Annotated in this window: 20 protein-coding genes; 9 read left to right on the top strand and 11 right to left on the bottom strand. The window is 65.5% G+C overall.

All coding sequences use genetic code 11. The features are described 5' to 3' along the window. Window positions 1-9 precede the first annotated feature (9 nt). Complete coding sequence (locus TSB10GB4_RS11170; RefSeq protein WP_186395806.1) at window positions 10-525, top strand: DUF3305 domain-containing protein; 516 nt, start codon at window positions 10-12, stop codon at window positions 523-525. Continuing rightward, a complete protein-coding gene (locus TSB10GB4_RS11165) occupies window positions 522-1,301 on the top strand; it encodes a DUF3306 domain-containing protein (RefSeq protein ID WP_186395805.1) in 780 nt (259 codons plus the stop codon). The genes TSB10GB4_RS11170 and TSB10GB4_RS11165 overlap by 4 nt, the downstream gene beginning before the upstream one ends. 21 nt (window positions 1,302-1,322) lie before the next feature. Here TSB10GB4_RS11165 and TSB10GB4_RS11160 read toward each other — a convergent pair whose 3' ends face one another. Together TSB10GB4_RS11160 and moaA are read right to left on the bottom strand one after the other, a co-directional pair. Further along, window positions 1,323-1,520: a hypothetical protein gene (locus TSB10GB4_RS11160; RefSeq protein ID WP_186395804.1), complete on the bottom strand. Its 198-nt coding sequence runs from the start codon at window positions 1,518-1,520 to the stop codon at window positions 1,323-1,325. 142 nt (window positions 1,521-1,662) lie between these two features. Further along, entirely contained in the window at window positions 1,663-2,664 is a 1,002-nt protein-coding gene (gene moaA, locus TSB10GB4_RS11155; RefSeq protein WP_186395803.1) for a GTP 3',8-cyclase MoaA, read from the bottom strand. A 226-nt stretch (window positions 2,665-2,890) separates the two neighbouring features. Here moaA and TSB10GB4_RS11150 point away from each other — a divergent pair, with 226 nt between their 5' ends. Then, on the top strand, window positions 2,891-3,262 hold the full coding sequence (locus TSB10GB4_RS11150; protein WP_244293189.1) for a gamma-butyrobetaine hydroxylase-like domain-containing protein: 372 nt from the start codon (window positions 2,891-2,893) through the stop codon (window positions 3,260-3,262). Between the two features lie 91 nt (window positions 3,263-3,353). Then, complete coding sequence (locus TSB10GB4_RS11145; protein WP_186390078.1) at window positions 3,354-4,049, top strand: L,D-transpeptidase; 696 nt, start codon at window positions 3,354-3,356, stop codon at window positions 4,047-4,049. A 2-nt stretch (window positions 4,050-4,051) separates the two neighbouring features. Here TSB10GB4_RS11145 and TSB10GB4_RS23650 read toward each other — a convergent pair whose 3' ends face one another. The 6 genes from TSB10GB4_RS23650 to TSB10GB4_RS11115 form a co-directional block, all read right to left on the bottom strand. Further along, window positions 4,052-4,501: a hypothetical protein gene (locus TSB10GB4_RS23650; RefSeq protein WP_208984689.1), complete on the bottom strand. Its 450-nt coding sequence runs from the start codon at window positions 4,499-4,501 to the stop codon at window positions 4,052-4,054. A 147-nt stretch (window positions 4,502-4,648) separates the two neighbouring features. Then, window positions 4,649-5,239 carry a L,D-transpeptidase gene (locus tag TSB10GB4_RS11135; RefSeq protein ID WP_186395801.1) on the bottom strand — a complete coding sequence of 197 codons (591 nt, stop codon included), beginning with the start codon at window positions 5,237-5,239 and terminating at the stop codon, window positions 4,649-4,651. A gap of 324 nt (window positions 5,240-5,563) precedes the next feature. Continuing rightward, entirely contained in the window at window positions 5,564-7,198 is a 1,635-nt protein-coding gene (locus TSB10GB4_RS11130; protein ID WP_186395800.1) for a fumarate hydratase, read from the bottom strand. Between the two features lie 137 nt (window positions 7,199-7,335). Then, window positions 7,336-7,905, bottom strand: a complete 570-nt coding sequence (locus tag TSB10GB4_RS11125) for a YceI family protein (RefSeq protein WP_186395799.1) — start codon at window positions 7,903-7,905, stop codon at window positions 7,336-7,338. Between the two features lie 93 nt (window positions 7,906-7,998). Continuing rightward, window positions 7,999-8,586: a cytochrome b gene (locus tag TSB10GB4_RS11120; RefSeq protein WP_186395798.1), complete on the bottom strand. Its 588-nt coding sequence runs from the start codon at window positions 8,584-8,586 to the stop codon at window positions 7,999-8,001. 72 nt (window positions 8,587-8,658) lie between these two features. Beyond that, window positions 8,659-9,234: a YceI family protein gene (locus TSB10GB4_RS11115; RefSeq protein ID WP_186395797.1), complete on the bottom strand. Its 576-nt coding sequence runs from the start codon at window positions 9,232-9,234 to the stop codon at window positions 8,659-8,661. A gap of 271 nt (window positions 9,235-9,505) precedes the next feature. On the opposite strand from TSB10GB4_RS11115, the gene TSB10GB4_RS11110 reads away from it, so the two are divergent. Continuing rightward, entirely contained in the window at window positions 9,506-10,138 is a 633-nt protein-coding gene (locus TSB10GB4_RS11110) for a glutathione S-transferase N-terminal domain-containing protein (protein WP_186389593.1), read from the top strand. Window positions 10,139-10,162: 24 nt separating this feature from the next. On the opposite strand, the gene TSB10GB4_RS11105 is transcribed toward TSB10GB4_RS11110, so the two are convergent. Next, window positions 10,163-10,861 carry a glutathione S-transferase N-terminal domain-containing protein gene (locus TSB10GB4_RS11105; protein WP_186395796.1) on the bottom strand — a complete coding sequence of 233 codons (699 nt, stop codon included), beginning with the start codon at window positions 10,859-10,861 and terminating at the stop codon, window positions 10,163-10,165. Between the two features lie 258 nt (window positions 10,862-11,119). Between TSB10GB4_RS11105 and TSB10GB4_RS11100 the strand changes: the two genes are divergently transcribed. From TSB10GB4_RS11100 to smpB, 4 genes are all read left to right on the top strand, one after another. Beyond that, window positions 11,120-16,633, top strand: coding sequence for an alpha-2-macroglobulin family protein (locus tag TSB10GB4_RS11100; protein WP_186395795.1), 5,514 nt, complete (start codon window positions 11,120-11,122; stop codon window positions 16,631-16,633). Between the two features lie 24 nt (window positions 16,634-16,657). Continuing rightward, on the top strand, window positions 16,658-18,760 hold the full coding sequence (pbpC, locus tag TSB10GB4_RS11095) for a penicillin-binding protein 1C (RefSeq protein ID WP_186395794.1): 2,103 nt from the start codon (window positions 16,658-16,660) through the stop codon (window positions 18,758-18,760). A gap of 227 nt (window positions 18,761-18,987) precedes the next feature. After that, the gene (dapA, locus tag TSB10GB4_RS11090) at window positions 18,988-19,866 is read left to right on the top strand and encodes a 4-hydroxy-tetrahydrodipicolinate synthase (protein ID WP_186395793.1); all 879 of its coding nucleotides are present in this window, start codon (window positions 18,988-18,990) and stop codon (window positions 19,864-19,866) included. 53 nt (window positions 19,867-19,919) lie between these two features. Further along, window positions 19,920-20,399 carry an SsrA-binding protein SmpB gene (gene smpB / locus TSB10GB4_RS11085; protein ID WP_186389589.1) on the top strand — a complete coding sequence of 160 codons (480 nt, stop codon included), beginning with the start codon at window positions 19,920-19,922 and terminating at the stop codon, window positions 20,397-20,399. 116 nt (window positions 20,400-20,515) lie between these two features. On the opposite strand, the gene TSB10GB4_RS11080 is transcribed toward smpB, so the two are convergent. Together TSB10GB4_RS11080 and parC are read right to left on the bottom strand one after the other, a co-directional pair. Continuing rightward, on the bottom strand, window positions 20,516-20,947 hold the full coding sequence (locus TSB10GB4_RS11080; RefSeq protein ID WP_186395792.1) for a thioesterase family protein: 432 nt from the start codon (window positions 20,945-20,947) through the stop codon (window positions 20,516-20,518). A gap of 19 nt (window positions 20,948-20,966) precedes the next feature. After that, the gene (gene parC, locus TSB10GB4_RS11075) at window positions 20,967-23,216 is read right to left on the bottom strand and encodes a DNA topoisomerase IV subunit A (RefSeq protein WP_186395791.1); all 2,250 of its coding nucleotides are present in this window, start codon (window positions 23,214-23,216) and stop codon (window positions 20,967-20,969) included. Window positions 23,217-23,231 lie beyond the last annotated feature (15 nt).

Here is a 23,231-nt window from a genome sequence, read left to right as displayed (position 1 = left end):
GTGACAGCGATGTTCGGTATCGTGCTCGAACGCCGCCCATCGCCGTCAAAATGGGCGGACTGGTCCTGGGCGGTCGTCGAGGTGATCCCCGATGCGCCGCCGACCGAAGGCTGGACGGTGATCGAGGACCAGGACGGCGTCACCCGCTACCTGTCTTCGCCGCACATGCTGGTCCTGCATCACAAGATGGTCGAGGCCTATGACGCCAATATCGAGACCGGCGAGCCGTCGATATGGGCGATGCTGGACGACGAGATCGTGGCGAGGAATCCGCCCTACAGGGTGCGCGGCGTGACGGCGGATCCGTACGAAGCGCAAGGGGTACTCGACAGTGCCGAAGGCCTCGTCGAGCGCGTGCCGATGCCGCGGGAAACGGTCGCCTGGATGGCCCAGTATCTTGGCTCCCTGCCGGAGGCGCCCGCCTTCCGCAAGCGCCGCCGCGACCGTGTCGAGTTGGAGAAGCAGATTTTCGGCAAGGAGCCGATCTTCTCGCCGCTCGGCCGCAAGGAGGAGCGGGATCAGTGACGAGAGAGGCCGACAGCGGATTCTTGTCGCGGTGGTCGCAGCGCAAGCAGGCGGCACGACAGCAGGAGAGAACCGCTGGGAGTGACGATCTGGCGGGGATGGAGCCGGCTGGGGCGGCAGATGCCGATACCACTGCGCAGGGCGACGCGGCGCTGGAAAGGCCTTCGCAGGAGGAGACTGCCGCTGCCAACCAGGCCGCGGCCGAGTCCGTCGATCTGGAGACGCTCGGCTTTGAATCCGATTATTCGGTCTTTCTGAAGGACGGAGTTTCCACCCAACTGAAAAATGCCGCCTTGCGCAGGTTGTGGCGGTCGAACCCTGTGCTGGCCTGCCTTGATGGGCTCAACGATTACGACGAGGACTATCGCAAGGTCGAGACCTTCGCGCACGGCGTCCGTTCGTCCTGGCTGGTTGGCAAGGGTTATGGCTGGATGGCCGAAGTCGACGAAAACTTGGAGGCGGTCGCGGACAGCGTCGACGGAGTGCCCGCTCCGGACCGTGCCGGTGACCTCGCTTCCGGTGACCTCGTTTCCGGTGAACCCGTGCAGGACACACCGGAGCGCGCCGAGGCGCTGCTCCCTGACGCTGCCGAGCGCGGAGGCGAGGATCCGCAAGACCAGGTGGCGGGTGCAAGCGAAGGGGAAGACGAGCGCGGGGAGGCGGGTCTCCAACTCGCCGCGCCGGCGACCCGCGAGACTGACGACACGGTGCGTCCGCACTCGTCTGCCGCGTCAGAGCCTGTCCGTCCCGCGCGGCGGCGGGTCCGCTTCACCTGACGAGACGACCCGGCGGCGAGCCTATTGCGGCGGAAACTGAGCCTCGCAATAGCTGACGGCGCGCGCCCGGAACGTGTCGTAGCGCGCCGCGTCGACCAGCCCATCCCGGCGCATTTGATCGACCGCGCCGACACGCTCGGCAAGACAGGCGTCAAGCCGAGGATCGGCGCCCGGGGCCAGTCCGGCGCGAACGGGGCCGTCGCCTTCGAATGGTGTCATGGCAACGCCGGCAAACCCGACTTTGCCGATCCACACCATCGCCGCGGCCAGACAGACCGCCACCGCGAGAGCGGCAATCCTTGCGCCGCGACCGTCGATCCCTCGCGGGCGCGACTGCCGACTATCGCGCGCCGCCGCCATCTCAGCCGCCGGTTACGCTCATGTGACGGCTGACGGCAGGCTGGCGGGTGCGCCGATCGATGATGAAGTCGTGGCCCTTGGGTTTGCGGCCGATCGCCTCGTCGATGGCGGTGTGCAGAAGGGCGTCGCTTTCGGAAGCCCGGAGCGCGGCACGCAGGTCCGCGCTGTCGTCCTGGCCGAGACACATGTAGAGCATGCCAGTGCAGGTGATGCGGACGCGGTTGCAGGTCTCGCAGAAATTATGGGTCATCGGCGTGATGAAGCCGAGACGCCCGCCGGTCTCGGCGATGCGCACGTAGCGGGCAGGGCCGCCGGTCTTGTACGGGATGTCCTCCAGCGTCAGATGCTCTGCCAGATTGGCACGAACCAGCGAAAGCGGGAGATACTGGTCGGTTCTGTCTTCCTCGATCTCGCCGAGCGGCATGGTCTCGATCAAGGTCAGATCGTAGCCGTTGCCGTGGCACCATTCGATCATGGGAACAATCTCATGATCGTTCACGCCTTTAAGGGCGACCATGTTGATCTTGATCGACAGGCCGGCCTCGCTGGCGGCGCGGATGCCATCCATGACTTTGGCAAGGTCGCCCCAGCGGGTGATCGCCCGAAAGCGGGCCGGGTCGAGCGTGTCTATGGAGACGTTGATGCGCCGCACGCCGCAGTCGCTGAGTTCCGCTGCATACCGGGCGAGCTGCGATCCGTTAGTGGTGATCGTGAGCTCCTCGAGATCGCCGCTGTCGATATGGCGCGAGAGCGAGCGGATCAGGCTCATGATGTTCTTGCGGACCAGCGGTTCGCCGCCGGTCAGACGCAGCTTGCGCACGCCCTTGACGATGAAAGCCGAGCACAGCCGGTCGAGTTCCTCGAGGGTCAGTACCTCCCGCTTGGGTAGGAAGGTCATGTCCTCGGCCATGCAGTAGACACAGCGGAAGTCGCAGCGGTCGGTGACGGAAACGCGGAGATAGCTGACTGTTCGCCCGAACGGGTCGATCATCTGCTGGGACATCGTGTGTTCCTCGCTCGGTCGGTTGGTCCGGCCTCGTGATACGCGGATCCCGATGCCTGATGCATCCGGCCTCCTCCCATTTGGGTATGAAGGTAGCGGAAAGAAGAGTTGCGTCAATTGTGCGCGCGCAGGAGATGCTGGCGACCAACACCTGCCCTTGCAGTTTGCCGAGGCGCCACTATCGTCGCCGGCACGCAAGACAACGCAACCCGGAAGGATTGGCACCGTGACCGACAGCAAGCCCTGGCCGACCGAGATCCGTCTGAGCAAGGATCGGAAGCGGTTGACCGTGACGTTCGACAGCGGTGCGGCGCACGAGTTTTCCGCCGAATACCTGCGCGTCTGCTCGCCCTCCGCCGAGGTGCAGGGACATTCGCCGGCTCAGCGCAAGACCGTGCCCGGCAAGCGGGAGGTCGCAATTCTCCAGATCGATCCGGTCGGCAACTATGCGGTGCGCCTTCATTTCGACGATCTGCACAATACAGGGATCTTCTCCTGGGACTATTTCCTGAAACTTGCCCATGACCGCGAGGAGCTCTGGGGCGGCTACCTGCGCGAACTGGAGGAGAAGGGGCTCTCACGCGAGCCGAAGCGTTGAATCGGAGCGTCGACAGGTGTGCGGAATCATCGGCATAGTAAATTTGAGAGAATCATTTCGGAGAGTGCGGATCGTGAGCGGTGATGGAGCGATGACCCCGGGTTTCGGGCTAGGCGAAGCCGGACAAGCGAAGGGGTTGAGCCGCCGCGCGCTGCTGATTGGTCTGCCGCTGCTTCTGGCTGCCTGCCAGAGCAAGGGCGGGGCGATCCGCAACGCGGGCCTGGAAATCACCACCGAGGGCAAGCCCGATTATGCGCTGGCCTATGCGGCCCGGCGTGACGGTGGCTTCAACATTCCGGCCATTCCCTGGAAAGAGTTCGACCCGAAATATCTCCGGCAGACGGTGCGTTATGTCAGCCGGCACGAGCCGGGGACGGTTGTGGTCGATCCCCACGCCAAGTTTCTGTATCTCATCCAGCCGGGCGGCACCGCGATCCGCTATGGGATCGGTGTCGGCCGGGCCGGATTCGCCTGGTCGGGCGATGCGACGATCCGTTTCAAGCGGGAGTGGCCGAAGTGGTTTCCGCCGGCCGAGATGATCGACCGCGACCCATCGCTTGAAAAGTACCGGGACGGTCAGGAGGGTGGCCCAAGCAACCCGATCGGCGCGCGGGGCCTGTATCTGTGGCAGGGCAATGTGGACACGCTCTACCGCATTCACGGCACCAACCAGCCCCGCTCGATCGGTACGAACGCATCGTCGGGATGCATTCGCATGTGGCACCAGGACATCATCGATCTTTACGACCGGGTGAATGTCGGAGCCAAGGTGGTTGTGCTCGGCTGAGATCAGCGCAAGCTGATCGCGAGCGTTTCCGCATAGGCGAGGATCGCTTCCAGATCGTCGGAGGTGAGAACGACCTCAGCGAGGGTGGCCGGACTGTCGGGTGGGCGTTCGGGCTCGTTCTCGAAGCGCAGGTGGGCCGGATGCGGGCGTCGCGCGAGGAAGGTCTCGAAGCGTTCGTGCCAGTCTTCAAGCGCGCTGATCATGATCATGAAGGACGGTGTGGAGGAGATGCCCGTCATGCGGTTCTCCGGAGTCACCACGTGACAGCGGGCACAGTGGAGCCGTGACAAGGCCTCGCCGCGTTGGGCCAGCGCCGTGTCCTGCTGGGCGCTTGCCGGCCCCGGCCCGCCGGGAGGTAGGACAGCCAGTTGGCAGCCGAGGCCGATCATCACCATGAGCCGGCGCGGCCGTCCGGCCTTCTCGTGCCGATGTGACCACCTGTACCCGGCCATGGCTGCCATCCGTGCCTCAACCGCGCGGCCCCAACTGCGCGTGCTTATGCCCGATCCGGCTCAGGATCGCCGCTGGTCGGTTGCCGGTCAATGAAAAAGGGGCCGGCGAACCCGCCAGCCCCTTCAGACCGCTGGAACCCGTGAGGCTCAGCGCTTGACCACGACACGGGTGCCGATATCGACGTTCTCGTAAAGATGAATCACATCTTCGTTGGCCATGCGGATGCAGCCGGATGAGACGGCGGTACCGATGGTCCAGGGCTCGTTCGAGCCGTGGATCCGGTAGAGCGTGTTGCCGAGATACATGGCGCGGGCGCCCAGCGGGTTGTTCGGTCCGCCCGGCATATGCGCCGGCAGCACGCGGCCCTTGGCACGTTCGCGGGCCCGCATCTGCGGCGGCGGCGTCCAGCCCGGCCACTCCGCCTTGCGGGTGATCCGCTGGGTGCCAGCCCACTGGAAGCCCTCGCGGCCGACGCCGATGCCGTATTTCATCGCGCGGCCATTCTCCTGCACATGGTACAGGCGGCGCTCGCCCGTATCGATGATGATCGTGCCCGGCGCATACGGGCCATTGTAGCGGATGCGTTCGCGCGGGATCGGCGACTTGCCGCTAGGCATGCCGTGGGGGCTGTACTCCACCCACTTGCGGGTGGCGGGATCAAAGAAGCTGTTCGCAGCCGCAGGCGTCGCGATGGTCGCGGCGACGAGCGTAACGGCAAGCATTTTGAAAAAGCGCATAGTCAGGTTCCCCATCCGATGGTCATGCGAACCAGCCACTGACCCCATGCAACGACGCGGTGGAAACCGGTGCCGTCCCCGGCGGGGAGGCGAGGCTGCCGAAAGGTCTTCGGCAAGGGGTCCGCGTGGCACTGCCTGCCGATCTGGCTCGTCGACGATACTTCCCATTGTCCCTTGCAATGCAGTTAATGCAAAGGTCTCGACAGGACAGAAACTGCCGCAAACGGACGAGGGTTGGCGTGACGGCGGTCACATGATCGTGAGTTTGCCGTTCAAGCGGCGGGCTGCCACCGTCACGCCGGAATGAGGCAAGGGATTTCAGCTTCAGCCGAGGTTCAACTCCTTGAAGAAGTCATTGCCCTTGTCGTCGATGACAATGAAGGCGGGGAAGTCCTCGACCTCGATACGCCAGATCGCCTCCATGCCCAGTTCGGGGAACTCGACCACCTCGACCTTCTTGATGCAGTCCTGGGCAAGGCGGGCGGCCGGGCCGCCGATGGAGCCGAGATAGAAGCCGCCATGGGCCTGGCAGGCACGGCGCACCTGGGCGGAGCGGTTGCCCTTGGCGAGCATCACCATCGAGCCGCCGGCGGCCTGGAACTGATCGACATAGGCATCCATGCGGCCGGCGGTGGTGGGGCCGAACGAGCCGGACGCATAGCCTTCCGGCGTCTTTGCGGGGCCGGCATAGTAGATCGGATGGTTCTTGAAATAGTCCGGCAGCGGCTGGCCGCTTTCCAGACGTTCGCGCAGCTTGGCGTGGGCAAGGTCGCGGGCGACGATCAGCGGGCCGCTCAGCGACAGGCGGGTCTTGATCGGGTGCCGCGTCAGTTCGGCGAGAATCTCCGGCATCGGCCGGGTAAGGTCGATCTTCACCACATGATCGGAGAGCGTGTCGTCGGTCACCTCCGGCATGTACTTGTGCGGCTCTCGCTCGAGCTGCTCCAGATAGATGCCGTCACCCGTGATCTTGCCGAGCGCCTGCCGATCGGCCGAGCAGGACACGCCGATGCCGATGGGCAGCGATGCGCCGTGGCGCGGCAGGCGGATGACCCGGACATCGTGACAGAAATACTTGCCGCCGAACTGCGCGCCGACGCCGGTCGCCTGCGTCAGCTTGTGGATCTGCTCTTCCATCTCCAGATCGCGGAACGCATGCCCCAATTCGGAGCCGGCCGTCGGCAACTGGTCGAGATAGCGCGCGGACGCGAGCTTGACGGTCTTCAGCGTCATCTCCGCCGAGGTGCCGCCGATGACGATGGCAAGGTGATAGGGCGGACAGGCGGCCGTGCCGAGCGTCAGGATCTTCTCCTTGATGAACTCGACCAGCCGGTCCGGGGTCAGCAGCGACGGGGTGCCCTGATAGAGGAACGTCTTGTTGGCCGAGCCGCCGCCCTTCGCCATGAAGAGGAACTTGTAGGCATCGTCCCCCTCGCTGTAGAGCTCGACCTGGGCCGGCATGTTGTTGGACGTGTTCTTTTCCTCGAACATCGACAGCGGCGCGAGCTGCGAATAGCGCAGGTTCTTCTTGAAGTAGGCGTCGCGTGCACCTTCCGCGAGCCGCGCCTCGTCGCTGCCGTCGGTCCACACGCGGCGACCCTTCTTGCCCATGATGATGGCGGTGCCGGTGTCCTGACACATCGGCAGCACCCCATGCGCGGAGATGTTGGCGTTCTTCAGCAGGTCGAAGGCGACGAACTTGTCGTTTTCGGTCGCTTCGGGATCGTCGAGGATCTTGCGCAACTGCTCAAGGTGTCCGGGGCGCAGGTAGTGATTGATGTCTGCGAAGGCCTCCTCCGCGAGAATGCGGAGGCCCTCAGGCGCGACCATCAGAACGTCCTCACCGTTGAAGGTGGCGGTGGAGACGTGATCGGATGTCAGCTTGCGGTAGGGAGTGGGATCCGCACCCAGGGGAAACAGCGTGGAATGGCGATAGTCGGGAGGGGTGGTCTCGGACATCGATCTGCCTTGGCTGGAAGCTGAGGTGGATAGGTTGGGTTGCCTTGTACGCCATCCCGTCGCCTCCCGCCAAGTCGACTTGCGCCGCAGCCCGCCAGTAGTGGGAAGCGCGACGGGCGCCGCGCTCCCAGGACCTGCTATCGGGTGGCGGTGATGACCAGTTTTACAGCGACTTCGTCACCGACGGTCGAAGCGGGAATGTCGGAGCCGATGCCGAAGACCAGCCGCAGGACCGGAACTTCCGCCTGAGCGCGGGCGGTGTCGCCATCGATCTCCAGCGTGAAGGGGAGGGTGAGGGGCACGGCCTTGCCCTTGACCGAAAGCTCTCCGGCCGCCTCATAGCGCCCGTCGCCGAGCGCGGTAATCCGCGACGATTCGAAGATGGCCTGAGGATGGGTCGACGGATCGAACCACGAACCGCTGACCAGCGTCTGGTCGACCTGCGGCTGGCCTGTGCCGACAGATCCGGTGTTGAGCACCGCGCGAATGTGGGCGCCGTCGAGGTTTTCAGGATCGAATTCGATCTCGGCGGTCCACTCCTGGAAACCGCCCTCAACGGAGTTGCCGTTCTGCGTCGCGACGAAGGACAGGCTGCTTTCGGCCTGGTCGACAGTCCAGGTGCTGGCTGTGGCCGGACCAGCCGCAAGGAGCGCGGCGAACGCCAGGCCGAGGGCGTGCGTGTGCAGCGTTCGGAGAGGGGAAAACATTGTGGTGAACCTCGTGGTTGAACGGTGCCGCGTCCAGGCGCTCCCGGGAGGGAAGGTCGTCGGTCCGGTGCGACACCTGTCTCGGTTGGGGTGTTAGCGCCGGTGTGGTTCGCTTCCAGTGCGGACCATGCGCCGCAGGACGTCGTCCCGGTTGAGGAAATGGTGTTTGAGCGCGGCGGCGACATGCAGCACGACCAGGAGCAGAAGACCGTTGGCCAGCAATTCATGCAGGCCCTTGAGCGTACGCTCCGCTTCCGCCTTGCTGCCCAGAGCGTCCGGCACCGGCAGGTGCGGGACAGGCAAGATGTCGAAAACGACCGTCGGAATTCCCCAGGGAGAGGCGGAAACCATCAGCCAACCCGACAGCGGGATCGCCAGCATCAGCGCATAGAGGCCGGCATGCCCGAGATGGGCAGCCAGCCGCTCGATACCCGGCATCGTCTCGGGCAGTGCGGGAGACGGATTTGCCAGCCGCCAGGCAAGCCGGGCGAGCACGAGGGCGAGCACCACGAAGCCGAGCGACTTGTGCAACTGGTAGAGTGCGAAAGTATCCGGCGCCATCGGGTCGAGCCCGGTCATGTACTTGCCGAACAGGAACAGCCCGATGATGAGAAGTGCCATCACCCAATGGAAGAGGATGGCGACAAGACCATAGCCTGAACGAGTGTTGCGCAGTTGCATGACGGCTTCCGTTCCTGCTGCCGTGAGAATGCGGGAGACGGACGGGGAGGCGCCCGTCTCCCGCCTGAAACCTTACTTGGCCTGCAGTGCCTCGGCGCTGAAGGAGATCGTCACCTCGTCGCTCACGAACGGCACGAACATATCCATGCCGAAGTCCGACCGCTTGACCACCGTGGTCGCGTCAAATCCAACCGCCGGGACCTTCTCCATCGGGTGTTCGCCGATCGCGTTGATCGTGACGTCGAAGGTTGCCGGCTTGGTGACGCCCTTGATGGTCAGATCGCCAGCGACGGAAAGGGTCTTCTCGCCGGTCTTCTCCACGCTGGTGGAGACGAACGTGGCGGTCGGATGGGTCGTCACCTCGAAGAAGTCGGAGCCCTTGAGGTGCTGGTCGCGCTCGCCCCAGAACGTATCGAGGCTGTCGACGTTCACCGTCAGGGAAACGCTGGAGTTGGCCGGGGTCTCCTGATCGATCACCAGTTCGCCGTTCCAGTCGCCGAAGCGGCCATCCGTGGTCGAGTAGCCGAGATGGTTGTACGAGAAGGTCAGGTTGGCGTGGGACTTGTCGAAATCATAGGCAACCGGTTCGGCGATCGCGGGTGCGGCGGCAAGGGCGACCGCGAGCACGGCGGCAGAAAGACGGATCATGAGGAACTCCTGGCATTGCTGTTAAAGGATCAGCGCTGACCGCGTCGGGCGGCCTGCCGTGGAAATCGTATGAACGCGTTGCGTCATCAACCGCGCCCTGCTGAATTCACTGTCTGCGTGCGGTGAACAATAGCAGACGGTGAGTCATGACTGTATGACGCTTGCGTGTTCCCCCCGGCTCGGGCACTTTCCCGCTGGCCGTGTCTGGACGGAGCGGCGCATGGCGGCAGAATCGAGGTCCGCCGGGTTTGAACTTTCGGAGATGCGGGACATGATCGATCTCTACACTTGGAGCACGCCAAACGGCCGCAAGGTCTCGATCATGCTGGAGGAGAGCGGGCTTCCCTACACGGTCTTCCCGATCGACATCACCAATTCAGAGCAATACGCGCCGGCCTTCGTCCATATTTCGCCGAACAGCAAGATCCCGGCGATCATCGACCGGGAGGCTGGTGTCAGCCTGATGGAGTCCGGAGCCATTCTGCTCTATCTCGCCGACAAGACCGGGCGGTTCCTGCCGCCCGAGGGGCCGGAACGCCTGCGCGTCATCGAATGGCTGATGTGGCAGATGGGTGGCTTCGGACCGATGCTCGGCCAGGCCCATCATTTCCTGCATTTCCATCCGGGCAAGGCGCCTTACGCCGAAGAGCGGTATGCCAACGAGGCGAGACGGCTCTATCGCGTGCTCGACCGCCAGCTTTCCGAGCACCAGTTCGTGGCTGGCGACTATTCGATCGCCGACATGTCGATTTGGCCATGGGCCAGTCGGTTCGCATGGCAGGGGGTCGATTTTGCGGAATATCCCAATGTCCGGCGCTGGTATCTCGAAGTTGCGGCGCGGCCAGCGGTCCAGCGCGGCTACGACGTGCCGAGTGTTTCCGCCGAGATTCCCATGCCCGCCTGAGTGGCGGACATGGGATTGCGGGTCTCAGGCGGGAATGGAAATACCGCGAACCGAGGCCGGGCGCTGCGAGCAGTCGGCGAACCAGCGCTGGACATTGGCGAGCTTGTCGAGCCCGGTGATCTCGCCGGCACCGTAGAAGCCGCCCAGCGTGCGGATCCAGGGCCACACCGAGATATCGGCGATGGTGTAGTCGTTGCCCATGATATAAGCGCGCCCGTCCAGCCGCTGCTCCAGCACCGCGAGCAGGCGTTTTGCTTCCGCCGTATAGCGTTCGCGCGGATAGGGATCCTTGACCTTGTCGGCCGCGAAATGATGAAAATGGCCGAGTTGCCCGAACATCGGCCCGAGTCCGCCCATCTGCCACATCAGCCACTGGATGCAGTGGTAGCGCTCGGCCGGATCGGCCGGGATCAGCTTTCCGGTCTTGTCGGCGAGATAGAGCAGGATCGCCCCGCTCTCGAACAGCGCCAGCGGCGCGCCGCCCGGACCGTCGGGATCAAGGATCGCGGGGATCTTGTTGTTGGGGTTTAGCGACAGGAATTCAGGTGTCATCTGATCGTTCGTCTCAAACGACACCTTGTGCGCCTCGTAGGGAAGGCCGAGCTCTTCGAGCGCGGCGGACACTTTGATGCCGTTCGGCGTGGCAAGCGAATAGAGCTGCAGCCGGTCGGGATGCGTCGCCGGCCAGCGGCGGGTGATCGGGAAGTTGTCGAGTGCGGCCATAAGTGCTTCTCCTGATGCGAGCTTTCTGTGCTTCTAGGGGATCATCGCGGGTCTGTCTCGGCGGATTTCCCGTCGCAGGCCTCCGGTTTGGGTGCAGAACCGCTCGCGGTGCAATTTTGGTCTTGGACTTGTCACGATTGCGTGCTCGGATCTGCCTCCTTGGAAATGCGAACCGCATCGGCACCGGAGCACCCGGGGGTGGAATGGTCTCTCAACGGGCCGTCAAACCAGGCCGGAAGATCGGGGGAAGGGGTAGGCATGCGCGGCAAGTTCGGGTTCTTCGGCCTCGGCGGCCTGGTGGTTCCGGCGCTCGCCGGCCTGCTGGTCTTGGGTGTGACGGAAGCTCCGCAGGCACAGGCCCAGGACGCGTCGGAGCGACGGATCGTCACGATCGACAATGCCGACTATTTCGGCGCGGATTTCGAGACGCTCAAGGACGTCGATCTCGACACCTGCAAGGCGGCGTGCCTGGACAGCAGGCAGTGCCGCGCCTTCACCTACAACACCTCGGCGCGCTGGTGTTTCATGAAATCCGATGTGGGCCAGTTGCAGGCCTTCACGGGCGCTGTGGCCGGGCGCATCGTCACGGTGGCGCGGCGCGACGATGCAAGCCGCAAGGCGCGTGGCGACGAACTGTCCTTCCTGTCCGGCTCGCTGGTGAGCGATGCGGCGGCCTATGCCCGGCGGTTGCCACGCGATTTCAGGGCGGGCGGAGAAAGCGTCGGCCAGTTGGAAAACCAGGCGCGTGCGGCCTTTGGCAGCCGCGGTTTCGATGAGGCCGAACGCCAGTTCGCCCGTGCCCTGACGGTCGATGCCGAACGCCCGGACCTGTGGACAGGACTGGCCGGATCGTTGCTGGCTCAGCGGCCCTCGGATTGGCAGCGACAGCGCCAGGTGGAGGCCGATGCAACCGGTGCCGCGATCAACGCCTATCTGGTGTCCGGCAGCCAGGACGAGCGTGTCGAGGCCCTCGATATCCTCGTCTCGGCGCTGGAGCGCCGCCAACTGTACAAGCCGGCGATCAAAGCCCTGCGGGCCGCCCTCGCGCTCGAGGAGACATCGACGCGCCGTCAGCGTTACGACCAGATGGTGGCGAGCTACGGCTTCCGCATTCTCGACCATCAGGTCGATTCCGATGCGGCGACACCGCGCATCTGCGTCGTCTTTTCCGAAACCCTGCAGAGGGGGCTGGATTTCTCGCCCTTCGTGCAGGTGACCGGCGCGGGATCTTTTTCCATCGAGGGAGACGGTGCCCAGATCTGCATTGACGGCATTCGGCACGGCGAGCGCTACGGAGTGCTGCTGCGCTCGGGTGTCCCGTCGGCGGATGGCGAGACGCTGGACAAGTCGGCCGAACTGACCGTTTATGTCCGCGACCGCGAACCCTCCGTGCGCTTCCTTGGTCGCGCCTATGTTCTGCCCTCGGGCGAGGGCGCCACGATCCCTCTGGTTACCGTCAACACCAACACCGTCGAGGCGGAGATCTACCGCATCGGCGAGCGCGGCCTTTCGCCCGCCCTGCGCGATCGCCGGATCCTGTCGCAGCTCGACAACTATCGCTCCGAGCAGGTCCGCGACGAGTATGGTGAAAAGCTGTGGTCGGGAACGGTCGAAACCGAACTCCGCCTGAACCAGGATGTGACCACCGCGGTTCCCGTCGCCGAGTTCGGACTGACCATGCAGCCGGGCATCTACGCGATGGTCGCCCGGCCCCGCGGCGACACGCAGAACGCCTGGGGACCTCACGCAACCCAATGGTTCCTCGTCTCGGATCTTGGCGTCAGCGCCTATACCGGATCACAGGAAACGGCGGTCGTCGTTCGCAGGCTGTCCGATGCCGGGCCTGTCGAGGGAGCGAAAATTCGTCTGGTCGCGGTCAACAACGAGGTGCTGGGCGAGGCCACCAGCGATGCGGACGGCTTCGCGCGGTTCCCGCCCGGCCTGTCGCGCGGGACGGGCGGCAGGGCACCGGCGCTGGTCAGTGCCGAAACTCCCGAAAATGGCGACTATGCCTTTCTCGATCTGACCAAGCCGGCCTTCGATCTGTCCGACCGGGGCGTTGAAGGCCGCGCGGCGCCAGGTCCCGTCGATGTGTTCGCCTGGCTTGATCGTGGCGTGTTCCGCCCGGGCGAGACGGTTCATGTCGGCGCGATGGCCCGCGACCGGGATGCCCGGGCGACGGCCGACGTGCCCCTGACCTTCATTTATGAGCGGCCCGATGGGGTCGAGCACAGCCGAGTGATGATCGGTGACGCTGGCGCCGGCGGGCGGTCCCACGCCCTGCAGGTCCCCGCCACCGCGCAGCAGGGGAGTTGGTCGGTCAGGATCCACGCGGACCCGAAGGGAGAGGCCTTGGCGCGCCTGTCGTTCCTGGTGGAGGATTATCAGCCGGAACGGGTGGATTTCACGCCGCAGACCGAGGCCAAGGCCTTCGACCCGGAGGCGCCGCCGACCGTCTCGCTGGAGGCGAAGTTCCTCTACGGTGCCCCCGCCTCGGGACAGCGCATCGAAGGAGAGGTCGTGGTGTCCCCGACCCGGCAGTCGCCGGCCTATCCGGGCTACACGTTCGGTCTGGCCGACGAGCAGATCTGGCCGGAACGGGCGTCCCTTCCCGACGGGATCTCGACCGATGACGACGGCAAGGCGAGCTTCACGCTTCCCGTGCCGCAGTTGCAGCCGACGACTGCCGGCTACACGGCCAGGGTGATCACCCGGGTGGTCGAAGCCGGCGGGCGCTATGTCGAGCGCAGCCTCGACCTGCCGGTCGTCGCCGACGGTCGCAGGATCGGTGTCAAGCCGGCGTTCGACGGGGGCGTCGACGAGGGAGCTCCGGCCGAGTTCGAGATCATTGCCCTTGACGCGCGAGGCGAGCGGATCGCGGCGGACGTCCAGTGGACGCTCCTGAACATCGACACCCGCTACCAGTGGTACAGGTCGGATGGACGTTGGTCCTTTGAGCCGGTAACGACGAGCCGAAAGGTCTCAAGTGGCGACCTTGCTGTTACCAAGGACGGCTTGGCCCGTCTGTCGGTGCCGGTGAAGTGGGGCGAGTATCGCCTTGAAGTGGTTGCCAACGGGCGCGAGCCGGCAGCGACGAGCTTCACCTTCAATGCCGGCTGGTACGTCTCCTCGGCGTCGTCGCAGACGCCGGATGTGCTGGACGTCGGCCTCGACAAGACGGCTTACCGGTCTGGCGAGACGGCGAAGTTGCGGTTGAAGCCCCGTTTCGACGGCACCGCGCTGGTGTCGGTGATGGCGGATCGGCTGATCGAAAGCCGCGTGGTCGACGTGACGCAGGGCGAGACGGAGATCGATCTCACCGTCACCGATGACTGGAGCAGCGGTGTCTACGTCACCGCGACGCTGCTGCGTCCGATGGATGTCGAGGCGAAGCGGATGCCTTCGCGGGCGCTCGGCCTGCAGTGGCTTTCCGTCGATCCGGGCGAGCGTCGCCACACGGTCGAGATCGAGGCGCCGGCCACCCTGCGCCCGCGTTCGACCATGGAAGTCGGCCTGACGATCCAGGGCCAGCCTGCCGGCACGCCGGCCTTCGTGACGGTTGCCGCGGTCGATGTCGGCATTCTCAACCTCACCCGTTTCCAGACCCCGGATCCGGCCGGCTGGTACTTTGGCCAGCGGCGTCTTGGTATGGAAATCCGCGACTACTACGGCGAACTCATCGACCGGACCGTGGGCGATCTCGGTGTGGTGCGGTCCGGCGGCGATGGCGGCGGACTGGCGTCCGCCGTGCCGCCGCCGCAGGAAGAGCCGATGGCGCTGTTCTCGGGCGTTGTTGAGACCGACGCCGACGGACGCGCCATGGTCTCCTTTGAGGTGCCGGACTTCAACGGAACGGTGCGTCTGACCGCCCTCGCCTGGAGCGAAAGCGGCGTCGGGCATGCCGAGCGTGAGGTGACCGTGCGCGATCCGCTCGTTGTCACCGCCACCCTGCCGCGCTTCCTTGCACCGGAGGATCAGTCGCGTCTTCTGGTCGAGATCGACAATGTCGAGGGGCAGGCGGGTGACTATGTGTTGCAGACCATCGTCGATGGGCCGGTCTGGCTGCAGGCGGAGGACGCCTCCCGCACGCTGACGCTTACCGCCGGCGAACGGCAGACCCTGCGCATTCCGCTGATGGCCGACACAGGCACGGGAGATGCGTCCCTGACGCTGACGCTCGCCGGGCCGGATGGCCCGGTCGCGGAAAAGACCCTGGCTCTCGGCGTTCGCGACACCATGCCCCCCTTGATGCGTCGCTCCTTCGTGACGCTCGCGGCCGGTGCCGGCCTGACGTTGGACGGCGGCACGCTCGCCGGCATCGTGCCGTCCGGCGCCAGCGTGACGGTCTCGGCCGGCGGCGCCGCCCGGATCGACATTCCGGGCCTGCTCGCCGCCCTTGATCGGTATCCCTATGGCTGCACCGAACAGGTGACGAGCCGGGCGCTGCCGCTGCTCTATCTGAACGAACTCGCCGTCGCGAGCGGGTTGGAGACCGATGGCGAGGTGCGCAAGCGGGTGGAGCAGGCAATCGTTCGTGTGCTTGGAAACCAGAGCTCGAACGGGTCCTTCGGCCTGTGGTCGAGCTTCGGGTCTCAGGACACGTGGCTCGATGCCTATGTGACCGATTTCCTGCTGCGGGCACGTGAGCGGGACTACGACATCCCCTCGCTTGCCCTGGAGTCCGCGCTGGAGAACCTGGAGAACCGCATCGCCTATGCGTCCGATTTCAACGATGGCGGCGAGGCGATCGCCTATGCGCTCTACGTTCTGGCCAGCGCCGGACGCGCCTCGATCGGAGATCTGCGTTACTACGCGGATGTGAAACTCGACGATTTCGCAACATCGCTCGCCAAATCGCAGATCGCCGCCGCGCTCGCGCTTTACGGCGAAGCCGGCCGCGCGGAGCGTGCTTTCGCTGCCGCGGTCGGGGAGAGCGGGCGCGCCGAGATGCTCAGCTACCGTTCGGACTATGGCACCGTGTTGCGCGACAATGCCGGTGTGCTGGCTTATGTGACCCGCGCCAGCGCCACGTCCGTTGATGCGGCGGCCCTGACACGCGATGTCGCCAATCGGCAGGACGCGACGCCCGTGCTTTCGACGCAGGACATGGCCTGGCTGCTGCTTGCCGGTCATGAACTGGAGAAGAAGGCGGAGGCCGCGCGCTTTGCCGTGGATGGATCTCCGGTGTCCGGTCGGCTCGACAGGCGGCTTGCGGGCACGGCGGTGTCCGCACAGCCCATGCGGATCGAAAACCGCGGCGACAAGGCCACCGATGTGGTGATCACCGTCAGCGGCCGGCCGGTCGAGCCGGAGCCTGCCGGTGGTACCGGCTACAGCATCACCCGAGCGTTCTACGATCTCGACGGCAATGAACTGTCTACCGAAGCGGTGCCGCTCAACACCCGCGTGGCCGTGGTGCTGACGGTCACCCGTGATCGGCCGGGCAGGGGGCGGATCATGGTGGTGGACCGTCTGCCGGCGGGCCTCGTCATCGACAACCCGCGGCTGGTGCGCTCCGGTGACCTTGGTGGCCTGGACTGGTTGTCGACGGTGGACAACACGGAGCATGTCGAGTTCCGTGACGACCGCTTCGTGGTTGCGCTGGACGAAAGCCAGCAGAACCTCGACGTGATGACCTTCGCCTATCTGGCACGCGCGGCGCTGCCGGGCAGCTTCGCCCATCCGCCCGCGACGGTGGAAGACATGTATCGGCCCGACCTTGCGGCCCGCACCGACACCGGGCGGCTGGAAGTGCTCGGCCCGCTGCGCTGACGGTGGGGCGGGAAAGGCAGGCGGATGAGGCAAGCGAAACCCGGCAGGCGGGTGCGGCGGCTGGCGATCGGCCTGTGCTGCGCCGGCCTCTTGGGTCTTGCCGCGCTCGCCGCGGCGCTGGTGGTCCAGGTTGCCACGCTGGATCGGGAGGGTCTGCCCGGCGCCGTCGAGATGTCCCGGTCGGTGAGCGACCGGAATGGCCGGCTGTTGCGCGCCTTCCAGACGGCGGATGACCGCTGGCGGATGCCGGCTTCCCCCGAGGATGTGGATCCGCTCTATCTGAGCCTGCTTTTGGCCTATGAGGATCGACGGTTCAACGATCATCATGGTGTCGACCCGCTGGCGATCCTGCGGGCCGCCGCCCAGTCGCTGGCGAACGGACGCATCGTGTCGGGCGCCTCGACGCTGACCATGCAGACCGCACGGCTGCTGACGGAGACGCCGACGCGCACGCCTGTGTCGAAGTGGCGGCAGATCGTGCTGGCGCTCGCGCTGGAGCGCCATCTGGACAAGCGGGAGATCCTGTCGCTCTACCTCGCTCGCGCCCCGTTCGGCGGCAATATCGAGGGCGTGCGGGCGGCCAGCCACGCATGGTTCGGCAAGGAGCCTGCCCGACTGACGCCGGCGCAGGCCGCGCTGCTCGTGGCCTTGCCGCAGTCGCCCGAGGCACGCAGGCCGGATCGGTTTCCCGATGCGGCGCGCGCCGCACGCGATCGGGTGCTGGCGGCGGCGCAGGCAGCGGGTCTGCTCTCCCACGAGGATGTGGTCGCCGCGCAGAAGGAGGCCATCCCCCGCACTCGCCGGCCGGTGCCGATGCTTGCACCCCATGCGACACGACAGGCACTCGCCCGCAGCGAAGCGGCCGATCAGCGCCTGACCATCGATGCGGACGTGCAGGCCCGGCTCGAGGCGCTGGTCGCCGAGCGCGCCGGACGGCTCGGCAGCCATGTGTCGGCTGCCGTGATCGTTGCCGACCACGGCAGCGGCGAGATCCTCGCGCGGGTCGGATCGGCCGGGCTGCTGTCGCAGGCACGGCGCGGCCATGTGGACATGACGGGCGCCATCCGCTCGCCCGGTTCGACGCTGAAGCCGCTGATCTATGGTCTGGCCTTCGAACAGGGGGTGGCGCATCCCGACAGTCTGATCGAAGATCGGCCCACCACCGTCGCCGGTTACAGCCCGACGAATTTCGATCTTTCCTTTCAAGGCACGATCCGTGTCCGCGAAGCCCTGACTGCCTCGCTCAACGTGCCAGCGGTCGCGCTCCTCGATGCGGTCGGCGTTGCCCGGTTCGTGTCGCGGCTGAAGCGCGCCGGCACCTCGCCGCGCTTCCCCACCGGAGAGGCGCCGGGACTTGCGGCGGCGCTTGGCGGGTTCGGCATCTCGCTGCGCGACCTGGTAGCCCTCTATGCCGGCATCGCGCGCGGCGGCGTGGCGGTTCCGCTGCGCGAGAGCCTTGCCGAGGGGAGCGGAGAGGCGCTGCTGCCGGAGGGACGCCGCTTCCTGTCGGAAACCGCGGCCTGGCGGATTGCCGACATCTTGTCGGAAGTGCCGCCGCCCGATACGGCGAATGGTGCCGGTATCGCCTACAAGACCGGGACGTCCTACGGCTACCGTGATGCCTGGGCGATCGGGTTCGACGGACGTCACACCATCGGCGTCTGGGTCGGGCGTGCCGACGGAACGCCGGTGCCGGGATTGACCGGCTACAAGTCGGCGGCGCCGCTGCTGTTCGACGCGTTTCAGCGTGTGGCCGCGCGGCGCACACCGTTGCCAAGGCCGCCTCGTGATTTCGATCCGGTGGCGGACGCGGTGCCAGCGCCCATGCGCTACGCTCGCACGGTGGTGCGTCCGGACGGCCTGCATGCCCGGCGTGGGCCCGAGATTTTCTTCCCGCCGGATGGCGCGACAGTGGACCTGGGGCTTGGCGAGGGCCGCGATGCGGCGTTGGTGGTGAAGCTCCGCAGGGGCCGGGCGCCGTTCCTCTGGCTCGCCAACGGGGCGCCGGTGGCGAGCGGGCCCTTTGCGACATCGCTGGTCTGGCAACCGGACGGTCCTGGCGCGTCCACCATCTCGGTCATTGATGCGGATGGCAATTCCGCCCGCGTGACGCTCGACCTCCGATGAGTCTACCCTGTCCGGAACTCATCGGGGGCGGGCAATCGCGGTCTCGTCTCTTGAGCCCCCCGTGTTCCGGCTTCCACGCGAGACGACGTCGGAAACCGCCGCGACAAGTGCGGTTGCCGTGACCGCGGGAGAAGTCCGGCTCAATGTTGCGTCAGTCCCGCGCGCCGACTATTGTGCGCCACCCGGGCAGCCTGTCCGGTCAAACGCCACACTCCAAGAGGTCCAGCATGTTCAAGGGATCCATCCCCGCACTCGTCACGCCGTTTCGCAACGGAGCTGTCGACGAGAAAGCGTTCCAGGAGTTTGTGGACTGGCAGATAAAAGAGGGCAGCCACGGGCTTGTCCCGGTGGGCACCACCGGCGAGAGCCCGACGCTGAGCCATGATGAGCACAAGCGCGTCATCGAGCTGTGCATCGAGGCCGCCGGCGGCCGCGTGCCGGTGATGGCGGGCGCGGGCTCGAACAACACCGTCGAGGCCATCGACTTCGCGACCCATGCGGAGAAGGCGGGCGCCGATGCGCTGTTGATCGTGACGCCCTATTACAACAGGCCGAACCAGGCCGGACTGATCGCCCACTACCGGGCGATCGATGCGGCTGTCAGCATCCCCATCTACATCTACAACATCCCCGGCCGGTCGGTGATCGACATGCAGCCGGAAACGATGGCGGAGCTGTTCAGGACGTCGCGCAACATCAAGGGCGTGAAGGACGCGACCGCGAACATGTCGCGCGCCAGCCGCCAGCGCGAGCTGTGCGGGCCGGACTTCGTCCAGTTGTCGGGCGAGGATATCACCGCGCTCGGCTTCAACGCCCATGGCGGGACGGGCTGCATCTCGGTCACGGCGAATGTTGCGCCGCGGCTCTGTTCGCAGTTCCAGGAGGCGATGCTGGCAGGTGATTTCGCAACGGCCTTGTCGATCCAGGATCGGTTGGCTCCGCTGCACAATGCGCTGTTCATCGAGCCGAACCCGACCGGGGCGAAATACGCCCTGTCGCTGCTCGGCAAGCTCGAGAACGAGCTGCGCCTGCCGCTGGTTCCGGTCTCCGAGCCGACCAAGGCTGCAATTCGCGATGCCATGACCCATGCGGGTCTGCTCAACTGACAAGGACGGTTTGCCGAGCGGCGTGATCCGCTGCCCGGCGCCGGTAAATGAAAATGGCCCAAAAGAGCGCCGCCGACAGCAACCGCAAGCTTATCGCCGACAACCGCAAGGCCCGGTTCAACTATGAGATCGAGGACACGCTGGAAGCGGGGATCGAGCTCAAGGGGACCGAGGTCAAGGCGCTGCGCGAGGGCAAGTCGATGATTGCCGAATCCTACGCCAGCTTCGAGGGCGGGGAGTTCTGGCTGATCAATTCCTACATTCCCGAATACCTGCAGGCCAACCGCTTCAACCATGAGCCGCGCCGCAAGCGCAAGCTCCTGTTGCACAAGCGGGAAATGGCCAAGCTCGCCCTCGCCGTCGACAAGGACGGTAAGACGATCGTTCCCCTGAAGCTCTATTTCAACGAAAAGGGACGGGCCAAGGTCGAGCTCGCACTTGCGCGCGGCAAGAAGCTGCACGACAAGCGCGAAACCGAGCGCCAGCGGGACTGGAACCGGGAAAAGGCGCGCCTGTTGAAAAACGCTGGATAAGCTGGGGAGAAACGCTGGGTGAGTGGTGGAAAACGCAGTGCGTGTTTTTGCTTTGTTCCTGATATTTTACTTCAGAAAACTTTCACAACTTACTTGAAGTTCACGAGATCCGGATTTTAGAGGATCGTGCTCAGAAGCGCGCGCCGTTCGCCGTCGATCGGAACCGGCCGCCTTGTGGATCGATCGACCTGTACGTGGACGAAGCGACCTTGCGCGCTGGCGGCATGTTCTTCGCCGGCAAAGAGTGCGATCTCATACGTCACCGACGAGCCCCCGAGCCGGGCGACCCTGACCCCGGCCGTCACTGTGCCGGGAAAAGTCAGTTCCGAGAAATAGGCGCATTGCGTCTCGACGACGAGAAACACCGTCTCGGAGCCTCGCGGATCGAGCACGCCTTCTTCGATCAGCCAGCCGTTCACCGCTGTATCGAAATAGCTCAGATACTCGACATTGTTGACGTGGCCGTAGATGTCGACATCCATCCAGCGCGTCGGGATCGACCGGAACAGGCGGAAAACGTCACGGGTCAGCGGTGTGGGGCGGGTCATTGGCAGACACTCCCTCTCGTCACAGCGTGCGGCGGCCGAACGTGTTCGTGCGCGGAAAGCCGTTGGGGGGCAGGCGTCCTGCCTGGGCGCGGTCGCCGCGCCAATCCGTCAACTCGTCCATCTTGCGGTTGAAGCTGCGTCCGGACGAGTCGACCCAGGACAGGCCGTCCTCGGCCTTGAACACCGTCACGTCGGACACGCCGCCGTCGCGATAGCGCTGCAGCCGCACGCCGCGCCCACGTGCCATCTCGGCGACCTGCGCCAGCGGGAAGACGAGCAGCTTCCGGTTGCGTCCGATGATCGCCACATGGTCGCCCTCGGCGGCAACGCAGAGCCGCGCCTCGATCGGTGGCGTCACATTGAGAACCTGCTTGCCCTTGCGGGTATTGGCGACGACATCGGCCTCGTTGACCACGAAGCCGCGCGCTTCGTCGGAGACGACGAGAAGCTTCCGGTCGCCGCGATAGACGAAGACGTCGATGACGTCCTGACCTTCCTCCATGTCGACCATCAGGCGGATCGGCTCGCCATGGCCGCGCCCGCCCGGCAGCTTGTCGGCGCCGAGCGTGAAGAACTTGCCGCCGGTGGTGAAGACGAGCAGCTTGTCCGTCGTCTCCGCCAGGAGGTGCAGTTTCAGGCTGTCGTCCTGCTTGAAGGTCAGCGAGGAAAGGTCGGACTGATGCCCCTTCAGGGCGCGGATCCAACCTTTCTGCGAGATGACGACGGTGATCGGTTCCTTCTCGATCATCGCCTGATGAATGTCGGTCAGGTCGTGGTCGGGTGCATCGCCGAAAGTCGTGCGGCGCTTGCCGAGCGGTGTTTCCGGTCCGTAGGCCTTGGCCATCTCGCCGATCTGCTTGCCGATCTTTGTCCACTGGCGCGCCTCGGAGCCAAGCAGCGTCAGCAACTCGTCGCGCTCGGCGGTGAGCTTGTCGTGCTCCTTGCGGATCTCGAGTTCCTCGAGCTTGCGCAGCGAGCGCAGCCGCATGTTGAGGATCGCCTCGGCCTGCACCTCCGTCAGGCCGAAGGCCGCCTTCAGCGACACCTTGGCATCGTCCTCCTCGCGGATGATGCGGATCACCTCGTCGAGGTTGAGATAGGCGATAAGGTAGCCGCCGAGCACTTCCAGCCGATGCTCGATCTGCGCCAGCCGGTGCTGCGAACGGCGAACCAGGACGTCCTTGCGGTGGTCGAGCCACTCCTGCAGCGCCTGCTTGATCCCCATCACCATGGGAATGCGGCCGCCCGAAAGGACGTTCATGTTGAGCGAGAAGCGGTTCTCCAGATCGGTGAGCTTGAACAGCGACTCCATCAGCAGCGCCGCATCGACATTCTTGCTGCGCGGCACGAGGACAAGGCGGACATCCTCGGCGGACTCATCGCGCACGTCGTCGAGCAGCGGCAGCTTGCGGGCCTGTAGCAGCTCCGCGATCTTCTCGATCAGCCGCGACTTCTGCACCTGATAGGGGATCTCGGTGACCACGACCTGCCAGGTGCCGCGACCAAGATCCTCGACCTCCCAGCGAGCCCGCACGCGGAAGCCGCCGCGGCCGGTCTCATAGGCCTCCAGGTAGGCCGCGTCGCTCTTGACCAGAATGCCGCCGGTCGGAAAGTCCGGCCCCTGGATGAACTGAAGCAGTTCCTCGGTCGAGGCGCGGGGCGTCTTGATCAGATGCTGGGCGGCGGCGCAGAGCTCGCCGATATTATGTGGCGGAATGGAGGTCGCCATGCCGACGGCGATGCCGGCCGCGCCGTTCGCCAGCAGATTGGGGAAACCGCCCGGCAGGACAACGGGCTCCTTGTCGAGCCCGTCATAGGTCTCGCGGAAGTCGACCGCGTCCTCGTCCAACCCGTCGAGGGTGCGCACGGCGATGTCGGTGAGGCGCGCTTCCGTGTAGCGCATGGCTGCCGCGCTATCGCCGTCGATATTGCCGAAGTTGCCCTGACCGTCGACCATCGGGTAGCGGACGGCAAAGTCCTGCGCCAGGCGGACGAGCGCGTCGTAGATCGCCTGGTCGCCATGCGGGTGATATTTACCCATGACGTCGCCGACGACGCGGGCGCATTTTTTGAAGCCGGCATTCGGATCGAGCTTGAGCAGCCGCATCGCGTAGAGGAGGCGACGATGCACGGGCTTCAGCCCATCGCGTACATCCGGCAGCGCGCGGTGGGTGATGGTCGACAGCGCGTAGGAGAGGTAGCGCTCCTCAAGCGCCGAACGAAGGTCGACAGGCTCGATACCGCCCGGCTGAATCAGGTCTTTTCCCATGCCCTACTCGCTACA

Source organism: Stappia sp. TSB10GB4, assembly GCF_900185745.1.
GTDB lineage: Bacteria > Pseudomonadota > Alphaproteobacteria > Rhizobiales > Stappiaceae > Stappia.
This window is presented reverse-complemented; position numbering and strand designations above follow the sequence as displayed.

Excerpts from the sequence above, each read along its gene's own strand:
- smpB (WP_186389589.1), top strand. The coding sequence starts at position 19,920 with ATGGCCCAAAAGAGCGCCGCCGACAGCAACCGCAAGCTTATCGCCGAC.
- TSB10GB4_RS11125 (WP_186395799.1), bottom strand. The coding sequence starts at position 7,905 with ATGTTTTCCCCTCTCCGAACGCTGCACACGCACGCCCTCGGCCTGGCG.
- TSB10GB4_RS11135 (WP_186395801.1), bottom strand. The coding sequence starts at position 5,239 with ATGCGCTTTTTCAAAATGCTTGCCGTTACGCTCGTCGCCGCGACCATC.
- TSB10GB4_RS11100 (WP_186395795.1), top strand. The coding sequence starts at position 11,120 with ATGCGCGGCAAGTTCGGGTTCTTCGGCCTCGGCGGCCTGGTGGTTCCG.
- dapA (WP_186395793.1), top strand. The coding sequence starts at position 18,988 with ATGTTCAAGGGATCCATCCCCGCACTCGTCACGCCGTTTCGCAACGGA.
- parC (WP_186395791.1), bottom strand. The coding sequence starts at position 23,216 with ATGGGAAAAGACCTGATTCAGCCGGGCGGTATCGAGCCTGTCGACCTT.
- TSB10GB4_RS11145 (WP_186390078.1), top strand. The coding sequence starts at position 3,354 with ATGACCCCGGGTTTCGGGCTAGGCGAAGCCGGACAAGCGAAGGGGTTG.
- moaA (WP_186395803.1), bottom strand. The coding sequence starts at position 2,664 with ATGTCCCAGCAGATGATCGACCCGTTCGGGCGAACAGTCAGCTATCTC.
- TSB10GB4_RS11120 (WP_186395798.1), bottom strand. The coding sequence starts at position 8,586 with ATGCAACTGCGCAACACTCGTTCAGGCTATGGTCTTGTCGCCATCCTC.
- TSB10GB4_RS11160 (WP_186395804.1), bottom strand. The coding sequence starts at position 1,520 with ATGACACCATTCGAAGGCGACGGCCCCGTTCGCGCCGGACTGGCCCCG.
- TSB10GB4_RS23650 (WP_208984689.1), bottom strand. The coding sequence starts at position 4,501 with ATGGCCGGGTACAGGTGGTCACATCGGCACGAGAAGGCCGGACGGCCG.
- TSB10GB4_RS11080 (WP_186395792.1), bottom strand. The coding sequence starts at position 20,947 with ATGACCCGCCCCACACCGCTGACCCGTGACGTTTTCCGCCTGTTCCGG.
- TSB10GB4_RS11105 (WP_186395796.1), bottom strand. The coding sequence starts at position 10,861 with ATGGCCGCACTCGACAACTTCCCGATCACCCGCCGCTGGCCGGCGACG.
- TSB10GB4_RS11110 (WP_186389593.1), top strand. The coding sequence starts at position 9,506 with ATGATCGATCTCTACACTTGGAGCACGCCAAACGGCCGCAAGGTCTCG.
- TSB10GB4_RS11115 (WP_186395797.1), bottom strand. The coding sequence starts at position 9,234 with ATGATCCGTCTTTCTGCCGCCGTGCTCGCGGTCGCCCTTGCCGCCGCA.
- TSB10GB4_RS11170 (WP_186395806.1), top strand. The coding sequence starts at position 10 with ATGTTCGGTATCGTGCTCGAACGCCGCCCATCGCCGTCAAAATGGGCG.
- pbpC (WP_186395794.1), top strand. The coding sequence starts at position 16,658 with ATGAGGCAAGCGAAACCCGGCAGGCGGGTGCGGCGGCTGGCGATCGGC.
- TSB10GB4_RS11130 (WP_186395800.1), bottom strand. The coding sequence starts at position 7,198 with ATGTCCGAGACCACCCCTCCCGACTATCGCCATTCCACGCTGTTTCCC.